Genomic DNA, 18992 nt, shown 5'->3' with positions numbered 1-18992 from the left:
GAAATTTTTAGCTTTGCCATATGTTGGAGCTAAATCTTCCGGTTTATAAATATAGAATTGAACAAAGAGATGGCAAGTTAGCTATTTTCGATCCGATACGGAAGAAGTTCATTGTTTTGACACCAGAAGAATGGGTAAGACAACACTTCCTTAACTATCTCAATAATCACCTTAACTATCCGGCACCTTTAACCAGCGTTGAAACTGGTCTTAAGTATAATTCACGAGTTAAAAGAAGCGATATAATGATCATGGATAATGATCTGAAGCCATTAGTTCTGGTAGAATGTAAGGCGCCTTCAATAGCAATTAATGAAGCAACAGTAAGGCAATTAGCCACTTACAATGCTGTTTTTAGAGCCAAGTTGTTGATTGTAACGAACGGTATGGTGACGAATGCCGCCCTTTCATTAACATCATCCGAAACTTTTGTGCCAATTACTCAAATTCCTGACTTCGATAGCTTGAAAGCTTTAATCTGATTAAGTAAATTGAACTGTGAGCTTCATTAAGAGAATAGGATTCTTAACAGCATTTATTATTCCCAGTTTGACAATTCTGGGGTACTACTTTGGCGGATATTGGAATTTTTCAGCAATTGTCTTTGTCTTCATTATTCTCCCGATTTCCGATTCTCTTATTGGTGAAGATCCTGAGAATGTTACAGATGCGCAGGCTACCATACTTGCCGAGAAATTCTATTACCGATTAATCACTTACATATGGACTCTTTTTCAAGTCCTATTTTTAATCTGGGGAGCATATGTGATTGCGGAAAGTGCAATGCCTACATTATATCTAATAGCTTTCATATCAAGCTTTGCCTTGGTAACTGGTGGCATTGGGATTACTGTAGCACACGAGCTGGGTCATAAAAAGTCGAAAATAGAAAGACTATATAGTCGTATTATTCTGATGACCGTTTGTTACATGCATTTTTATATCGAGCACAATCGTGGACATCACGTATACGTCGCGACCCCGCGCGACCCCGCTACAAGTAGAAAAGATGAACCAATCTATATGTTTTGGTTTAGGTCTGTATTTGGGAGTTATTCAAGTGCCTGGAAACTCGAAAAGGCTAGATTGTCTCGAAAGAATTTGAGGTTTTGGTCGATAAAGAATGAAATGATATGGTATACAATTCTTCCAATTTTATTTGCTCTCGTCCTAACAATGACGACGAGTCTTTATTTTGGTAGAATAGTCTGGGAAGTGCCGGCTTTCTTTTTTCTACAAAGTATTCTGGCTTTTAGCTTGTTAGAAATTGTAAACTATATAGAACATTACGGTATAGTTAGGAGGGAGGTAGCGCCTGGAAAGTACGAAAGAGTTAATCCAATGCATTCATGGAACTCAAACCACAGGCTGAGTAATTTCTTCCTATTTCAATTACAAAGGCACTCAGATCACCATGCAAATGCCATTAAAAGATATCAAGTATTAAAGCATTATGAGGAATCTCCTCAATTACCATCAGGTTATCCGGCTATGATCTTACTAGCGACCATTCCACCACTTTGGTTTAAACTGATGAACCCGAAATTATCTAATTGGAAGAAAAAAGTAGATGAGACTTTGCCTAATTCTACGACTTAACTGCTTTTTGGTCAGCTCTTTTGGCGTGGTTTTTTCGTTGAATATTCCCCACCATATTAGCCACTCTATTTCTGCTAAGTAGTCTTGGTAAGAAGGCACTCAATTGATTCCAAAAACCTGGAACAGCCACAACTTTGCCTTTCATAAGCGCATTAAAAGCATATTCAGCTACATAGTCGCTGTCCATGATATTGAACTTAATATTCGGGTCGTCGTTGCCGTTGGCCTTGGCGAAATTAGTTTTTGTCATGCCCGGGCAAAGTACTGTGGCCTTTATGCCAGAGCCTTTCATTTCATTGGCTAAGGCTTGCGTAAAGTTTAAGAGATAAGATTTTGAAGCATGGTAGGTAGACATTAAAGGACCCGGTACAAATGCAGCTACTGAAGCATTATTAAGGATGTAGCCCCTGCCTTTTTCTACCATGGCTGGCAATAAGAGCTTGGTCAAATGAGTAGTAGTAATCATATGCACTTGCAGCATAGCACGATCTTTGGCCCAGCTACTTTCTGTGAAATACCCAAAGTTTCCGAAACCAGCGTTATTAAAAAGAAGGTCGATGTGAATGTTTTCGGCCTTCAGGAAATCGACTATTCGATCTGCGGCATCCTCTTGAGATAAATCTTGTGTAAAAGTGCTTATCTCAGTATCAATATCTTTACCCAGAAGCTCTTTCGCCTTAAGTAGACCCGTTTCATTTAAATCTACCATAACAAGGTTATAGCCTTTTTTGCCAAGAAGCTGACAAAACTCTAATCCAATTCCACCAGCAGCGCCGGTAACTAATGCCGTTTCATTCATCTTTTTTTCGTTGCGCAAAAATATACAAAAAAAGGAATCTCCGTTCCCAGAGATTCCTTTGTCAAATATATTGTAAGCCTATTAAGCTAAGTATTTATCTACAGGTACATAAGGTAGGTCGAATGCTTCGGCCACCGCTTCGTAAACAACGTCACCCTTAACAACATTAAGTCCCAAAGTGAGTTCTTTGCTTTCCTGACAGGCCTTTTTCCACCCTTTATTCGCTAGGTTGATAGCATAAGGTAGTGTGGCATTCGTAAGTGCAAGCGTTGAAGTATAAGGTACAGCACCTGGCATATTAGCCACGCAGTAGTGTAAAACTTCGTCGATTACGAACGTTGGTTCCGCATGAGTTGTCGGTTTACAAGTCTCAATACATCCACCTTGATCAACAGCTACATCCACGAGTACAGTACCTGGTTTCATGTCCTTCAACATAGCTCTTGTAATCAAGTGAGGCGCTTTAGCACCTGGTATAAGCACTGCCCCAATTATAAGGTCAGCATCTTTGATCATCGCTTCAATGTTGTAGCCATTCGACATCATCGTATTTACGTTGGCAGGCATAATATCATCTAGCTCTCTTAACCTGTTCAGGCTAATGTCCATTATAGTAACATTAGCACCAAGGCCAGCAGCCATTTTAGCAGCTTGAGTTCCAACAATACCACCACCCAATACAAGTACATTGGCAGGTAAAACACCTGGAACACCACCAAGAAGTTTACCCATTCCACCAAGTGGTTTTTCAAGGTAATTAGCTCCTTTTTGAGTAGCCATTCTACCAGCAACTTCTGACATAGGCACTAATAGAGGCAAGCTTCTGTCGGCCTTTTCTACAGTTTCATATGCAAGACATACCGATTTGTTTTTAATCATAGCCTTCGTAAGCGGCTCATATGATGCAAAATGGAAGTAGGTAAAAAGAAGTTGATCCTCCTTAATAAGACTATATTCCGGTTCAATAGGCTCTTTTACCTTCATGATCATCTCAGCAATCGCATAAGTTTCTTCAATTGTAGGAAGAATACTAGCACCTGCAGTCTTGTAGTCTTCGTCAGAAAAACCACTTCCTACACCAGCTGTAGATTGAACATAAACAGTGTGACCTCTTTTGGTTAGCTCTGCTACGCCTGAAGGTGTAGCGGCTACTCTGTTTTCATTGTTTTTTATTTCCTTGGGTACGCCAATGATCATGATAAATAGACGTTTAAATTTTTGTGAGGCAAATATAACAAGTGGAACCTACAAACGATTGCCATTGAATTAAAAAAGCGATTAGATGACAGTATTCGAAAGGAAATATGCCTTTAATGGCAAAACAGAAAATTATGTTCTTTTCAATAAATAGGTGAGAGAATAATATTCTTATAAAATTAATAAAACGTATTTCGGCTGAAATATATGCGGTACAAACAGAATAATATTTTATAAACGGTCGATATGTGGTTCAAATACCAAATTTGATTTGTTTTAAATATTGCTTATTTTTGCATCCCTTTTGTTGCCTATAGTCAACATTTGTTCATTCAAATTAATAGCCTGTGAAAACGACGAAGACAATCAACAAGCGTAAAGTCAAAAGTGAAGAGATTCTTCAAGATTATCGTTTAGTATTCGAGAGTAGGGAAGCCAGTCTCATTGGTAGAAAAGAAGTTTTTATGGGTAAAGCCAAATTTGGAATATTTGGTGATGGTAAAGAGCTAGCGCAAATTGCTATGGCTAAGGTTTTCAAAAATGGTGATTTCAGATCTGGATATTATCGTGACCAAACCTTTATGTTGGCTATCGGTGGTCTGACATTGCAACAGTATTTCGCCCAACTTTATGCCCATACATCTACCGAGGCTGAACCTGCTTCTGGCGGTAGATCAATGAATGGTCACTTTGCCAATAGGCTACTTGATGAAAATGGGGAGTGGAAGAAACAGACTGAAATGAAAAATTCAAGTGCTGATATTTCTCCTACCGCAGGCCAAATGCCTAGGCTTGTTGGTTTAGCATACGCTTCTAAACTTTACAGACAGAATAAAGACTTACACGAGTTTACAGACTTTTCTATCAAGGGAAATGAAGTTGCCTTTGGAACAATCGGTAATGCTTCTACTTCAGAAGGTCACTTTTTTGAGTCAATCAATGCCGCGGGTGTTTTACAAGTACCCATGGTTTTATCTGTTTGGGACGATGACTACGGAATTTCTGTTCCAAAAGAATATCATACAACGGGTGGTAGCATTTCTGGGTTCCTTTCTGGAATGCAACGCACAAAAGAAAAATTGGGTTATGAGATTTTCAAAGTAAGAGGGTGGGACTATGAAGGACTACTCGAAACTTTTGAGAAAGCGAGTAAAGTAGCACGCGAAAAGCATATACCAGTCATGATCCACGTTCAGGAAATGACCCAGCCACAAGGGCATTCTACTTCCGGATCACACGAAAGATATAAGTCGAAGGATCGATTGACTTGGGAAAAAGAGCATGACTGCCTTGTGAAATTCAGACAATGGATTCTTGACAATGAGTTGGCTACCGAAGAAGATATTGCAGCCGTAGAAACTGAAGCAAAAGCTTTTGCCAAGCAAGCAAGACAAAGTGCATGGCAAGCGTTTATGCAAGATATTAAGACAGACCAAGATAAGGCTGTTGAAATAATGGAGGCATTGGGTGAAGAAAGCCAGTTTGGCGGATCAATCGTCCAAATAGTTTCAGAATTGAAGAAAACGCTTAACGCGATGCGACTAGATACGCTCAAAGCTGTTAAGAAAGTACTTAGAATTACTAGAACTGAAGAAACTGCTTCTCGAGCTAGTTTATTGGCTTGGTTCAAACAATCTGAACTAACAAATCATGATCGATTCAATTCTCATGTGATGAGTCAATCAGCAAGTGCTTCACTGAGTATTGACGAGGTTAAAGCTGAATTCTCAGAATCATCTCCATTGGTAGATGGTAGAGAAGTACTACAAGCTTGTTTTGATGCTGCTATGAGTAGAGACCCAAGAGTTTTTGCTATCGGTGAAGATGTGGGTAAAATTGGCGATGTCAACCAAGCATTTGCTGGCCTGCAAGATAAATATGGTCAACTAAGGGTTACTGATACTGGCATTCGAGAGACTACTATTATTGGTCAAGGAATTGGTGCTGCGCTAAGAGGGTTAAGACCAATTACGGAAATTCAGTATTTGGATTACTTGCTTTATGCGATTCAAACACTTTCAGATGACTTAGCCACATTACAGTATAGAACCGCAGGTGGCCAAAAGGCGCCATTAATAATTCGTACAAGAGGTCATAGACTAGAAGGCGTATGGCATTCAGGATCACCAATTGGAATGATCTTGAATAGTTTAAGAGGAGTGAATGTGCTCGTCCCTCGAGATATGACACAGGCCGCTGGCTTTTACAATACAATGCTTAAATCTGATGACCCTGCATTAATCATAGAGTGTTTAAATGGTTATAGGTTGAAGGAAAGAATTCCTGATAATATTGGTGAGTTCACAGTGCCTCTAGGACGACCGGAAGTGCTTAAAGAGGGTTCGGATGTTACAGTGGTAACTTATGGATCTATGTGTAGAATTGTATTGCAAGCCGCTCAAGAACTGGAAGACTTAGGTATTTCTGTTGAAGTTATTGATGTTCAGACACTGCTTCCTTTCGATGTTGACCATAGTATAGTCGAATCAATCAAGAAAACGAATCGGGTCATATTTGCTGATGAAGATGTTCCTGGTGGTGCTTCCGCTTATATGATGCAAAAAGTTGTTGAAGAGCAGAATGCTTATTTCCATTTAGATTCTCAACCAGTGACTATTGCTGCTAAAGAACATAGACCTGCGTATGCTTCAGATGGAGATTACTTCTCTAAACCAAGTTCAGACACTGTATTCGATGCTGTATATGACCTAATGAATGAGTCTGATCCTGTCGGATATCCTCCTTTATACTAAGCAGTAGAAATTACTAATCATTAAGGGAAATACTCTGTAGGGTAAATTCTGGGCTTTGAGCAATATTACTTTCATTTAATGCTCTGTCTCTGATCTTGAATTCAAGCATTAAAGTGTCCGTTCTGAAAATAGGAAGGAAGAGGCCAGAATTCATTTCATAAGTAATAATGCCTTCAATTGGTCGGTCATTATCTCTGATAAAGTTGCAAGGATTGTCTTCGCTAGAAAGACATGGGAAGCGGCCGTCGAAGGATATACCGCAAAAAGTATTTTCATTTGAGCTTCCTCGAGGTTGTGCTCTCATTTCTAGCTCTTCAAAATTGCCATCTCGTTTTACGAGAAAATCCACCTCAATATTGAATTGGTTCTCATTGAAATTGATCAATAAAGTATCTAGGAAATCTTCATCACCATTTAAGTCGAGGTTCTCACGGTCTTCAATTACATAATCTAGGCAGGTGAAAGCAGGGTCGGTTGGTCGATCACCAAATTTTATGAACCCACCAGCACCGTCAGATACAAGCGTAAATGGTTGGTATTGAAGAGACCCAACAGTACTGCCATCTGTTCCATCAAGGCCTAAATCACCGTTGCCGTCTTCTACATTAAATGATAAGCTCAAAACCGTCTCTTCGAAAAGCGGATCGCCTTCATTTCTTGTTTCAAAAGTTAAATCTTCGAAGCTGATCGTAGGAGTATCCGATAAATCGGGAGGTCGATTACAGCCCGTAATGCATGCTAACAATGCGATTAGCGCTAGAAGTTGTTTTGAATTGTGCCGAATTATCATGCAAAACATTTATAAGAGTACAATAATAGCAATATTTGCCTTAAGTATTTAGCTCGATTAAATAACGGATGGCTGATATTAATAGTTTAACCCAAAGGATATTTTCTGTCAATTCATCGACATTTGACGAATTAGCATTGGATATCTTCCATTTTCAGTATCAGCACAATGAAGTCTACCGTACTTATACTGACTTGTTGGGTAAAGATATTAATGCCGTGAATCAAGTCGATCAAATTCCATTTTTACCAATTGAATTTTTCAAATCTCATAACGTAAAATCGGGAGAATGGAACAGTGAATTGATATTTGAGAGTAGCGGTACTTCAGATGCAATTACCAGCGAACACCATGTTTTCAGCGAGGAGTTTTATCTTCAAAATTGCTTCACTACGTTCGAAGTTAAGTATGGTGATTTATCTGATTTTACCATCCTTGCCTTATTACCCTCATATCTTGAAAGAGGCAATTCAGGCTTAGTTTCCATGGTGAATCATTTTATCAACAAAACTGGGTCTTCTGATTCTGGATTTTTTTTGAATGAATTCGATGCGCTTCGCGAAAGATTGATCGGTTTGAAAGAAACTGGTAAAAAGACAATTCTTTGGGGGGTCACCTTTGCCTTGTTGGATTTTGCTTCATCGCATCCCTTAGAATTTCCTGAATTAATTGTAATGGAAACTGGCGGAATGAAAGGTAGGAGAAAGGAAATGATCCGCCCTGATGTTCATCGTTTATTGAAAACTGCATTTAAGACGAATAAACTTCACTCTGAGTACGGTATGACCGAATTGTTCTCCCAAGCATATGCTCGAAACAATGGCATCTTTGAGCCAGCCAATACAATGAAAGTTCTGAGTAGAGATTTAAATGATCCTTTGGACTATCCTTACTATGGGAAAAATGGTGGGCTGAATATTATCGATTTAGCGAATGTGAATACATGTTCTTTCATTGAAACCAAAGACCTTGGGATGGTTCATATGGATGGAACCTTCGAAGTAAATGGTAGAATTGACAATTCAGAAATGCGTGGTTGTAACCTGATGTTATTTTAAAATAAAGAGCATAATGGCGCGTTGGGTGTTAAGAATATGAAGTATGGAGCTTCCTTGTTAATAGTTAATTTTTAACTTTGCCTTACAACTACTCACATGAATAAGAAGAAAATACTCGTTATAGCAATGGCATTAGGATTTTTAGGGACAACTTCTTGCGCCCAAAAAGTATGCTCAGCGTATGCCAAGGTTGATAAAGTGGAAAAGAAAAAGAAAAAAGAAGGTCAGTTTTAAGACTAGACCAAATACTTTTTCACATCGTCAGCGTTGATACTGTCACCACACATTATCACTAATCTCTCTGTAACATTACGTAATTCTCTGATGTTACCAGACCAATCGTAGGCTTTTAATGCATCTATACCGTCATCGGTTACCTCTTTTTTCTTGGTTCCGTATTCGTGAGCAATATCGTCTAGAAACTTATCGACAAGTAGAGAGATGTCCTCTTTTCGCTCCTTCAAAGCAGGTACTTGTACGACAATCACACTTAGTCGGTGATATAAATCTTCCCTGAAGTTACTATCAGCAATTTCTTGTCTTAAGTCTTTATTCGTGGCAGCAAGCACACGAACATTCACGTTGATGTCCTTGTCGCCGCCTACTCTTGTAATCTTATGCTCTTGAAGTGCTCTTAATACTTTGGCTTGTGCCGAAAGGCTCATATCACCTATCTCATCTAGAAAAAGAGTTCCTTCATTCGCTTGTTCGAATTTTCCGATTCTTTGCTTATGTGCCGATGTAAAAGCCCCTTTCTCGTGTCCAAAAAGCTCGCTTTCTATAAGTTCCGCAGGAATAGCAGCACAATTGACTTCAATAAACGGGGCACTTGAACGATTACTTCTTTCGTGAATTCCTCTGGCGACCAATTCTTTACCACTACCATTTGGTCCAGTAATAAGCACTCTTGCATCTGTTGGGCCAACTTTATCCATCATTTCCTTTACTTCCGAAAGACTGTCAGATTCCCCAATCATTTCATAACGCTTGGAAAGCTTCTTTTTGAGTGTCTTAGTTTCAGTAACTAAAGAACTTTTATCCAAGGCGTTTTTTACGGTCAATAGAAGCCTGTTTAAATCTGGAGGCTTAGGTACAAAGTCGAACGCGCCCATTTTTGTTGCGTCAACTGCTGTTTCGATCGTTCCGTGGGCCGAAATCATAATAAACTGCGTGTCTATCCCGGCCATTTGAACTCTTTCAAGCAGTTCAATACCATCCATTTTCGGCATTTTAACATCACAAAGCGCTATATCGTATTTATTGGCTATCAGTTTTTCTAGTCCTTCCTGACCATCTTTGGCTTCATCGATTGTATATTTTTCATATTCAAGAATCTCCCTTAAGGTGCTTCTTATACTTTGTTCGTCGTCTATGATCAGAATTTTCGCCATGATTTGAATTTTAATCAATATTAAAAGGTCGTGACATACTATACAAATAGTTTGCCACGACCTTTAAAAAATATAAGCTTATAAGCCGGGTTCTGTCTTACCTCAACGAATTGAGGCGTTCCTATCATTTATCTAGCCTTGGCATTGCTGCCAAAATCAATCTGCCTACCCACCTACATCGGGCGGGAACCCTCAAGTGTAGGCTTATGTGGCATTTCACCGCATAGAGTTTACCTGGTTTCACTACAGCTTAACCTGTACATACTTTCTGTTGCACTAGTCCGTCTCGACCGAAATCGAGAGACGGCCGTTAGCCGCTATGCTTCCCTGTGGTGCCCGGACTTTCCTCCTCGACAAGTCGAGGCGATAAGACCACTTATAAGTTCGTAAAGATAATACTCTGAATGGATAAGAAGCGCCTTTGCTTTGTTTTGATAGTTGAGGCTTAATAATATAATAGTCGCCCTTTGACTTTGCCTTTGCTTAATTCAATAGCAGGGGCAGGAAGTCGAATCATGTCGCCAATAAAGAGGAGAACTTTGAGCCATTTCTTCTCTGTTTTAATATAGGATAGGTCGAAATCGATTCCGAAGTAGTACTGCCTAAAATTGTTGAAACCCGCCGCTAAGTTTTGATTATCTCTCGCTCTGATCATGTCTTGACCTCCATAACCAACTGCCAAATTGAGCCATTTAGGAAACTTACTTTCTTTAGCAAAGGAATGAATGTCGAAAGAAAGCCAATATGTTTGACCATTGTAATCTTTCAAAAGCTCTTCTGCCAAACCATCACCGAGGAGGCTAGGTCTAAGAGGGGCAAGGCTTGTCTGGTGGAAACTCCACTTTAATTTGATCCTTTGTTCGTTCCAAAGAAGTTGTTGCCCTAGAAAAAGTCCAGAGCCAGCGGTATTGGCAATAATATCACCATAGGAAAACCCGAAGTCAGGTGAAAATCCGTCTAGAATCTCGATGGGTAAAAGCAACAAGCTACTAACAGCACTAGACCAAATGATTGCCTTCTTATCAGATAGCTGTGTGTTCTTTAGTATTTCGTAATTTATTCGGGATAGGTTATAGGTGGAGTAACTATGGCCAATCTTATCTACTTGTAGCCATTCAGCATTGTCATTAAAAAACTTGAAATTTTCTAAGCCTTGTTCCTTGTACCAAGCTTGACTTAAGGCTGTCATAGTAGTGCCATAGCCAATCCCTCCATACAGCAGGAATTGATTCAGTTTTTTGTCTTTCTCTTTTTCCGTTTCTTGAGAAACCACGGAGTTGAATTGAAAAAGTAGTAGAACAAAAGCAAGAACTACACTACGCATGCTGAAAGTTAATTAATCTACTTTCCTAATGCAGTTTTGTAGGTGTCAATTGCCCTTAATCTTGCAAATTTATGTTCGACAATTGGTTCAGGATAACTCGATGTACCATATTCTGGAATCCATTTTTTAATGTACTTCAAGTCTTTATCGAATTTTTCGGTTTGTGATGTCGGATTAAAAACACGGAAATAGGGTTGAGCGTCCGTACCCGTTCCTGCTGCCCATTGCCATCCACCGTTATTGGAAGCTAAATCGAAGTCTAACAGTTTTTTAGCAAAGTAAGCTTCACCCCAACGCCAGTCTATCAGTAAGTGTTTGGTTAGAAAACTGGCCACAATCATGCGCACTCTATTGTGCATGAATCCTGTGGTGTTTAACTGTCTCATACCTGCATCTACAATTGGGTAGCCCGTCATGCCGTTGCACCATTTTTTGAACCCATCCTCATCTTGTCTCCACGGAATTTGATCATACTGTGGTTTGAAGGCCTTATCGATTATAAACTGATTGTTGGCCAAGATCATAGCATAAAAGTCTCTCCAAATCAGTTCATTCAAGAAAGTCTTGTTCAGGCTTGATGCTTTATGCGCCAATTTTCGAATACTCAAAGTTCCGAACCGTAAGTGAATACCCAACTTTGATGTGGCATCCAATGAAGGAAAGTTTCGGTGCTCAGTATATTTCCTCACAATTTCTTGATCCAGATCTTGCTCTGGTATTTTTATCGGAGACGATTCAAATCCCATTTCTACCAATTGATGCACTGGTAGCGTTTCCGTTTCGAACCAGTTGTTTGACTTGAGCGAATCTTCATGAATATGTGGTGGGTGCTCGGTGTATTTAGAAAGCCAAACTCTGCTATACGGGGTAAATACCTTATAGAAAGTACCCGACCCGGATACTATTTCTTCTTTTTCATAGATCACATGATCTTTGAAAGTGTAGAAACTAACGCCTTTGCCCTTTAGATAAGATTCAATGGTTTTGTCTCGTTGATTGGCATATGGCTCATAATCTCTATTCGTAAAGACAGAAGCTATATCATATTGAGCGGTCAATTCTTCAAAAGCCTCAAGGGGTTTACCGTAAAACGTTTTGATGGCAGAACCTTTTGCTTTTAGTTCTTCATTCATTCGAGTGATCGTGTCTCGAATGAATTCTACTCTTGCGTCGGACTTGTCTTCTAGCTTATCAAGAATCTCTTTATCGAAAATAAAGATTGGGAGAACGGGTTCTTTTTCATTAAGGGCATAATGAAGTGCCGTATTGTCAACAAATCTTAAATCTCTTCTAAACCAGAAGATCGTAATTTTAGCCATGAGATGATTTTAAGGATCAAAAGAATAACTCGCTTACTCGCTATTAGTTCGGACCGGGCTGATTGTTTTCTTCTTTATTTCCTTTTTTCTTTTTCTTACGATTTCTATTGACGCCAGAAAAGAACTCTTTTAAGCTATTGAAGCTTGTGGTTTGTGTAATGCTAGCACCGGTAGTGGTAGTGGTTGATGAGTTTGAAATAGCACTGTTAAGCAAGTTGTAGTTATTTCTAGAATATACTTTAACCTTATATCTGCCATCCTCGGTTAAGAGATATTCAGCGGTTAAATCGCCTGCGATGTTATTTACGTCGGCAAATCCTACTAAGCCACCTTCCCTTGTAATTCTGAGTCTACCATCTAAAAAAGTGTAAGAAAGCCGTAGACGGAACGTATTAAAGGCCTCTTCATCCCATTCTTGTAAATCAAGGTCCAAGTCGACTTCTAAATTTTCGTCAAGTTGAGCGATTAATTGACTGAACTGATTGGAAAGGAACTGGCTTACATTTTGAGTTGGAGTGTTTCCACCAATAGTGAGGCCACCTTGATCTGAAAACCTGTTTAAAACGATTAAGCTTAGTACCTGCCTATTTAACTCTTGTTCATCACTTTGTATAATGCTTTTGAATGCATTTATGGCTACCTGATTTTCAACTCCCTGAACTGCGCTAAGGTCAATATCGAAATTAAATTTTGGTGAAAGCATAGGCCCTTCTAAGCCCAACAGAATTTTGGTAGGAAAGCGACGGCTTATGCCATCAGATTCGGGTGAAGTAAGTCCGGTTTGCTCTAAAATAGGTTGAAGCGATGTGCTTTGAGTATAGGAGGCTTGTATGTCCATAATGGCCGAGTATGGATCGCCAAACCAAGTAATTGAACTTGGTCGTTCTATGTCAAATTCCTTAGTGATAATATTGTAAAGGGAAAAATTATAACCTCCTTCAATAATATCCAGACCTCCCGTCATTTGAAAGTCTCCTTGGGTGTCGATATTCAGCCTAAGTTGACCGTTACTTCTACCTCTCAAAATATCTCCAGATTTAGGGTCAATAATAATTTCTACATAAGCATCTGGCGTAACATTTATATCTAGGTCTAACTTAAGTCCTTCTATTTTGATCTTGTTTACTTCATCAGCACTTTCATCTATGGCTATTGTTTTAGTAGTGTCAGTTCGGTTGATAAAGGTGATGTATTCAGGATTATCTGTGATATCACTCCCTTCGCTTATTGGTATTATAAGTCGTGTATTTTCATCTGTCCTCACATTAGCTTCAATGGTCAAATTGGAAGCTTCTCCATTGAGGTTTATGGTACCTGTACCATAAGCGGTTCCATAATAAGGTTCACTTAAATCTTGTTCAGTATTAAGGACTTGAAATTGAGTGAGGTCGCCAGACATATCGAGCGCAAAGTTCTTGAACGCATTATGTGTGATAGAGCCGTTAAAGTTTGCTTCATGATCTTCGACGTCTTTAAACGCTATGTCAGATAATAAAATCAAGTCTTTCTGAAATTCTACTAAGCCATCAAACTTGTAGTCAGTATTCAAGTAGTTGACTTTCATTTCTCCCTGTTCTAAATATCCTTCTCCTTTCATAACTGGCGCATTGAAGTTGCCGCTAATGGCATAGTCGCCTGACATAAAACCTCCAATTTCACTGACATAATCTTCTATAAAAGGTTCGGCAATTCTAAGGTTGGCATCGTTGAGCGATAAGTTTAAGTTGAGTTGATCTGTTTTTTTTGATGGGAAGAAATCTCCTACTAAATGAATGATTCTTTCTTCATTTCTGTCCACGTCAAAATTGACATCAAACTTTTTATTGATATCACTCCAGTTAAGGCTTCCCTTTAAGTCACCCACTAAAAAGTTATTGATTTTCAATTCTGAAACTTCTACGTCGCCAAATAGGAGCGGGTTAAAGTAGAGGTTTTGTGCTTGAAGCTTTCCATTGAGACTACCAGTATAACTCTTAGTCGTTAACGTGTTCAAATTGGCAACCGAAACATCATTAAACTCGATTCCGAGTGTTTTTGCCGAGTCTTTAGTAACAGCAACAGCACCGTCAAAACTAATCGATTGGTCCTTATTCGTTATGCTTAGGTTTTTTATGTCAATGCGGCGTTCCCCAAAAAGTATTCTGTTGTTTTCAGAGATATTCCACTCCTCATTTAACGCAACTAATTGCGCTTCTTGGAATGAAAGTATGGTGCTATCCTTATAAAAATCAACTTCTGCTTTTATGTTAGTGCTATTGCCGCTGCTTTCCTGCTGTATTTTTTGCTCGATATTAATCTTTTGACCATCCCAAATCGCTATCAAATCCAGCGCTTCAGTTTCAGCAGTATTGGCATAACGTTGCTGTTTGGATTGGATTTGGCCAAGTGTCAGTACATTATTGAGATCCTTGAGGTTGTTAGAGTTTATGTTAATGCTATTAGTGAAAAAGCGTATGTTAGCCCATTTTACAGAGTCAGCTTCCGCATTTAGGGTGAAGTTTTCGACTAAGTCGTTAGTGAAACGACCTTGTATCAAGGCGTTTTTGGAAACGTAAATGGATGTGTCGAAAAGCTGCAATACAGGGCTAATATTATCTAAAGAGATATCATACCTGATGTTGAACTTAGACGCTGATGCTTTGTTCTTTTCAGCGACGGCAATTGCCTCATCTCTTCGGCTAGAAAAAACGAGTTTGTACTGATCATTAATATTTTCGAGTTCGGATAGGAGTGTAGTAAATTCAAATTCACCGATAAATGCGGCATTAAATTGGTCAGAAATGAACCTCACATCCCTTTCGGTGTCATTTCTTTGAGAGCTGAATAGGAGTGAATCAAAAACGATGTCATTCTCCTCATATTTCAGATAAGTATCATTTAAGTAGATGCTCCCAATGATGCTGTCTAGTTTAATACCAGTTAGGTCAAGCGAAAAGTTACTGGCTAGGGTAATGTCTTCTTCGGTTAAGTTGAGTGTTTTTAACTGGGCGGTGTCTAACTCTCCCCTAACATTAAAAATCTTTTTATTATCCCTAAGGTCAATTGACCCTTTAGCAATTAGGGTTAAGTTTGGATCGGAAACGTCTAAATCTCCAGAGAAAAATGATTGTTCGAATTTACCTTCTTCGATTACGATATTTTGATAGTCATATCCATTAATCCCAATACTTGGGATGTCGGCTCCCAAAGTGAAATTGGCGTCTTCTAGGGTAAAACCTGAACCCTCAATATTTCCTGTCATATTAATTTTTTGGAATACAGGATCGCCAGTAAAAACCCCTAGGTCGAAGTCTTCTGTTTCAAGTTTACCTTCGTAAGTAGGAAGTGCATCAGCATCAACAGTAATTTGGGTGTTAGAAGTAAAGCTTCCAATGTCGGTATCGAACCTTCCTTCGGCCACGAAATTGTTTAAAAAACCAGTAAAACTGCCGTTGAGTCTTACTTGCCCCAGTTTGTTACTAATATCGAAAGCCCGATCACCGATGTATTCTTCCAGGTCTTTAGCCACGAGTGTGGAGTTATTCAATAGAATGTCGAAGCCTGAGACTTTCAGGTCAGGAAGACCTTCAATCTGCATTTCACCTGCTAGTTCGGTGCCATCGCCAAAGTTTAGCTTGAATTCGTTTGAGAAGAAATCTCGAACTTCACCTTCAAAAAAGCCATCTATTTTAACCGATTCATCGTATCCTTTCAGCTCTGGAGCAAAATAGCTAAGCTCATCACTATGGATTATAGTGCCGTCAAGGTTTGCTTCTATGTAAACGCTATCTACGAAATAGCCCATCAACCCCGGGCGATCGTGGTTAAATACCACTTCGTTTGTAATTCTGGACTTGCCCATTTGTAAATCTAATTCGTAAAAAGCCATGCCTTTCCAAGAATTTCGGAAGAACGTTTTGAGCTGATCAATCTTGAAACCAGAACTACTGTCTCTCGCTGAAAGTCGTTTTACATCTATTTGAAATGTATCAGCAACTGCTTTCAGGTTTAATAAGTCAGCGTTTAAGTCTAATAATTGAAAATGGTTATAATCGAAACCAGTTTTTACACTATCTCTTGTTTTATCAGAGATACTAAATTTTGAATCGATAAGAGTGATTTGGTCAATTGTAAATGAACCGGCTGCAGCTGAAGATGTATTATCACCAGCCAGCAGTTGAGAGAGTTTTATCACCCAGTCATCTATATTGAGTCTCAATGTCGTTTGATCCCTTAGGTTAACATCAGCACCTTTTACCCAAGCGTCCTTAGTCTTTATGTTACTTTTTCCTATTATATCTTCGAGCTTGAAGGTTAATACGAGCTCGTCGATACCGATCATTTTCACATCATTTAGGTCGTAAATCTGCGTTCCATCAATCGAAACAGCATTGAACCATTTGATGTTGATGTAGTCTATTTCAGTATCGTAACCGGTGCCTTCGCTTAAATAAGTTGTGACACGATCAGTAAGATAATTCTGGACAGGGGGTAAATGAATGAGGAGTGCAACTGTGCCTAATAAAATAAAAGGAGTCAGTACCAGCCACAGAATTGATTTAACAATCCGTTTTTTAATAACTTGCGATCTTTTAATTTTCTCCTTCAATGCCTTCTGCTGATATCAAAATCTTGGCCATAGAATCTTCATGCGACGAAACATCTGCAGCAATCGCTGTGAATGGCAAAGTACTTAATAATATAATCGCAACGCAATCGGTGCACGAAAATTATGGTGGAGTGGTTCCAGAATTGGCAAGTAGGGCGCACCAGCAGAACATTGTGCCTGTAGTAGATGAAGCATTGAAAGGGGCTGAAATCCCAAAAGAAGAGCTTTCTGCAGTTGCTTTTACGAGAGGGCCAGGACTTATGGGCGCTTTACTGGTAGGAGCTTCTTTTGCTAAAGCAACCGCCTTAGCTTTGGATATTCCACTTATTGAAGTAAACCATATGCAAGCGCACATTCTCGCGCATTTTATTGACGACCCTAAGCCATCGTTCCCTTTTTTATGCTTAACAGTAAGCGGAGGGCACACTCAGATTGTTTTGGTGAAGGATCACTTGACCATGGAGGTTGTAGGTGAAACACAAGATGATGCTGTTGGTGAGGCATTTGACAAGGCTGCCAAAATGCTAGGTTTGGGGTATCCTGGTGGCCCTATGGTTGATAAATTGGCTAAAACAGGTGATCCTTCGAAGTTTCAATTTTCAAAGACGGAAATGCCAGGACTGAGCTATTCTTTTAGCGGTATAAAAACGTCAATTCTATACTTTTTAAGGGATGAGCTAAAAAAAGACGAAAACTTTATTAAGGATAACGTGAACGATTTGTGTGCTAGTATTCAGCATGCGCTGGTAGAAATGCTTCTACAAAAACTTCGAAAGGCCGCACGACAGTTTAAAGTGAATCAAATAGCCATAGCAGGAGGAGTCTCTGCGAATAGCGGCCTTAGAAATGCTTTGTCAGAAATGGCCGATAAAGAAGGCTGGGAGGTTTTTATTCCAGCTTTCGAATACTGCACTGATAATGCTGGTATGATCGCCATGGCCGCCCATTTTAAGTACGAGAAAAAAGAATTTGTAGATCAATCAGTAAGTGCACTTCCAAGAATGAAAATATAATGAGTACTGATTTTGAAAAGCTAATTGTAGCTAAAAAATATATTAACGCACTGAAAGACGAGATTGGACACTTGAAAGGTGATATCGCCGAAAGGAACGCCAAGATAAAAGCCTTACAGTTTGAACTAACGCAAAAGAAAAAGCTATCGCCAACCGAGAAACTTGAATTGAGGACGAACGAAGAAATTGAGCGTTTATCTAAAAGGAATAAAAAGTTAACGGCTGATCTGAAGCAAAGCAAAGCAGATAGAGATAGGCTTCTTTATAAATTGAACGAAGACAAATCATAGACTCAAATGAAAGATGTTTTTGTTTCAGGGGATGTTAAAAGTCACGATTTTCAAGTCAGTGAGGATCATTTAGCACTGTTTGAAACAGGCTTAGTTCATTCTGTGTGCAGTACATTTGTTTTAGCCAGAGAAATAGAATGGTCTAGTCGGTTATTCGTGTTAGAAATGTGTCAAGAAAACGAGGAAGGGGTAGGCACAATGCTTCAAATTGACCATAAATCTCCTGCCTTTGTGGGTGACGCGGTAATGATACAAGCCAAGGTTGAAAGCTTGTTGAGAAACGAATTAATTTGCTCAATTGAGGTGAAGGTTGGGGATCGGTTAATCGCTACAGGAAAGACCGGTCAGAAAATAATGAGTAAAGAAAGGATCAACCAAATTTTTACTAGTTTAGATTGATAGATGGCAAAGGATAAGCCGCGGTTTGCAAAAACCGTGAACATAAAGAATAGAAAAGCGAGCTACGAGTTCGAGTTTATAGATAAATATACAGCCGGCATGCAATTGAGAGGCTCGGAGATAAAATCTATAAGAGAGAGCTTGGTGAATTTGCAAGATGCCTTCTGCTATTTCCGAAAAGACGAACTCTTTGTAAAACAATTGCATATAGCGCCTTATGCTCAAGGTTCTCATTATAACCATGAAAGTGATAGAGAACGGAAACTGTTGCTAAATAAGAGAGAGATCAGTAAGTTAAGTGAGAAGTCTAAAGAAAAAGGTTTATCGATAATTCCGACACGTTTGTTTATCACCGATAGGGGGTTTGCCAAGCTTGAAATTGTTTTAGGTAAGGGTAAGAAACTTCATGATAAACGAGATTCTATTAAAGAGAAGGATGTGAAGCGCGAGTTGGAAAGGATGAGATTTTAAT

Annotated in this window: 16 protein-coding genes and 1 other RNA gene; 9 read left to right on the top strand and 8 right to left on the bottom strand. The window is 39.2% G+C overall.

What is annotated here, in order from left to right; translation table 11 throughout:
- Window positions 1-20 precede the first annotated feature (20 nt).
- Window positions 21-482, top strand: coding sequence for a type I restriction enzyme HsdR N-terminal domain-containing protein (locus tag JXQ92_RS08825; protein WP_421986236.1), 462 nt, complete (start codon window positions 21-23; stop codon window positions 480-482).
- Window positions 483-498: 16 nt separating this feature from the next.
- Window positions 499-1599 (top strand): alkane 1-monooxygenase, encoded by a 1101-nt coding sequence (locus tag JXQ92_RS08820; protein ID WP_421986235.1) that lies wholly within the window; start codon window positions 499-501, stop codon window positions 1597-1599.
- Here the strand turns inward: JXQ92_RS08820 and JXQ92_RS08815 are convergent.
- Both JXQ92_RS08815 and ald read right to left on the bottom strand, forming a co-directional pair.
- On the bottom strand, window positions 1589-2398 hold the full coding sequence (locus tag JXQ92_RS08815) for an SDR family NAD(P)-dependent oxidoreductase (protein WP_421986234.1): 810 nt from the start codon (window positions 2396-2398) through the stop codon (window positions 1589-1591). The two genes, JXQ92_RS08820 and JXQ92_RS08815, sit on opposite strands and share 11 nt — an antisense overlap.
- A gap of 81 nt (window positions 2399-2479) precedes the next feature.
- Window positions 2480-3595: an alanine dehydrogenase gene (ald, locus tag JXQ92_RS08810; protein ID WP_421986233.1), complete on the bottom strand. Its 1116-nt coding sequence runs from the start codon at window positions 3593-3595 to the stop codon at window positions 2480-2482.
- Between the two features lie 347 nt (window positions 3596-3942).
- Between ald and JXQ92_RS08805 the strand changes: the two genes are divergently transcribed.
- Complete coding sequence (locus tag JXQ92_RS08805) at window positions 3943-6348, top strand: alpha-ketoacid dehydrogenase subunit alpha/beta (RefSeq protein ID WP_421986232.1); 2406 nt, start codon at window positions 3943-3945, stop codon at window positions 6346-6348.
- A 13-nt stretch (window positions 6349-6361) separates the two neighbouring features.
- On the opposite strand, the gene JXQ92_RS08800 is transcribed toward JXQ92_RS08805, so the two are convergent.
- A complete protein-coding gene (locus JXQ92_RS08800; RefSeq protein WP_421986231.1) occupies window positions 6362-7138 on the bottom strand; it encodes a hypothetical protein in 777 nt (258 codons plus the stop codon).
- 68 nt (window positions 7139-7206) lie between these two features.
- Here JXQ92_RS08800 and JXQ92_RS08795 point away from each other — a divergent pair, with 68 nt between their 5' ends.
- A complete protein-coding gene (locus JXQ92_RS08795; RefSeq protein WP_421986230.1) occupies window positions 7207-8196 on the top strand; it encodes an acyl transferase in 990 nt (329 codons plus the stop codon).
- 96 nt (window positions 8197-8292) lie between these two features.
- Window positions 8293-8430, top strand: a complete 138-nt coding sequence (locus tag JXQ92_RS08790; protein WP_421986229.1) for a hypothetical protein — start codon at window positions 8293-8295, stop codon at window positions 8428-8430.
- 2 nt (window positions 8431-8432) lie between these two features.
- Here JXQ92_RS08790 and JXQ92_RS08785 read toward each other — a convergent pair whose 3' ends face one another.
- The 5 genes from JXQ92_RS08785 to JXQ92_RS08765 form a co-directional block, all read right to left on the bottom strand.
- Window positions 8433-9587 (bottom strand): sigma-54-dependent transcriptional regulator, encoded by a 1155-nt coding sequence (locus JXQ92_RS08785; protein ID WP_421986228.1) that lies wholly within the window; start codon window positions 9585-9587, stop codon window positions 8433-8435.
- A gap of 65 nt (window positions 9588-9652) precedes the next feature.
- Window positions 9653-9970: RNase P RNA component class A (rnpB, locus tag JXQ92_RS08780), an RNA gene on the bottom strand.
- Between the two features lie 62 nt (window positions 9971-10032).
- Window positions 10033-10911, bottom strand: a complete 879-nt coding sequence (locus JXQ92_RS08775) for a DUF2279 domain-containing protein (protein ID WP_421986227.1) — start codon at window positions 10909-10911, stop codon at window positions 10033-10035.
- A gap of 17 nt (window positions 10912-10928) precedes the next feature.
- The gene (locus JXQ92_RS08770; RefSeq protein ID WP_421986226.1) at window positions 10929-12230 is read right to left on the bottom strand and encodes a cryptochrome/photolyase family protein; all 1302 of its coding nucleotides are present in this window, start codon (window positions 12228-12230) and stop codon (window positions 10929-10931) included.
- A 43-nt stretch (window positions 12231-12273) separates the two neighbouring features.
- Window positions 12274-16818: a translocation/assembly module TamB domain-containing protein gene (locus tag JXQ92_RS08765; protein WP_421986225.1), complete on the bottom strand. Its 4545-nt coding sequence runs from the start codon at window positions 16816-16818 to the stop codon at window positions 12274-12276.
- Between JXQ92_RS08765 and tsaD the strand changes: the two genes are divergently transcribed.
- Genes tsaD through smpB form a run of 4 tightly spaced genes read left to right on the top strand, consistent with a single transcriptional unit; the run spans window position 16818 to window position 18991 of the window.
- Window positions 16818-17831, top strand: coding sequence for a tRNA (adenosine(37)-N6)-threonylcarbamoyltransferase complex transferase subunit TsaD (gene tsaD / locus JXQ92_RS08760; RefSeq protein ID WP_421986224.1), 1014 nt, complete (start codon window positions 16818-16820; stop codon window positions 17829-17831). The two genes, JXQ92_RS08765 and tsaD, sit on opposite strands and share 1 nt — an antisense overlap.
- Window positions 17831-18121, top strand: coding sequence for a hypothetical protein (locus tag JXQ92_RS08755; RefSeq protein ID WP_421986223.1), 291 nt, complete (start codon window positions 17831-17833; stop codon window positions 18119-18121). The genes tsaD and JXQ92_RS08755 overlap by 1 nt, the downstream gene beginning before the upstream one ends.
- 6 nt (window positions 18122-18127) lie before the next feature.
- The gene (locus JXQ92_RS08750) at window positions 18128-18520 is read left to right on the top strand and encodes a thioesterase family protein (protein ID WP_421986222.1); all 393 of its coding nucleotides are present in this window, start codon (window positions 18128-18130) and stop codon (window positions 18518-18520) included.
- Between the two features lie 3 nt (window positions 18521-18523).
- A complete protein-coding gene (gene smpB, locus JXQ92_RS08745) occupies window positions 18524-18991 on the top strand; it encodes an SsrA-binding protein SmpB (RefSeq protein WP_421986221.1) in 468 nt (155 codons plus the stop codon).
- Window position 18992: the final 1 nt, after the last annotated feature.

Origin of the sequence: Roseivirga sp., assembly GCF_049099775.1 — a bacterium.
In the GTDB taxonomy this organism is placed as follows: domain Bacteria; phylum Bacteroidota; class Bacteroidia; order Cytophagales; family Cyclobacteriaceae; genus Roseivirga.
Note: the sequence above shows the minus strand (reverse complement) of the source record. Positions and strands in the feature narration are given on the sequence as shown.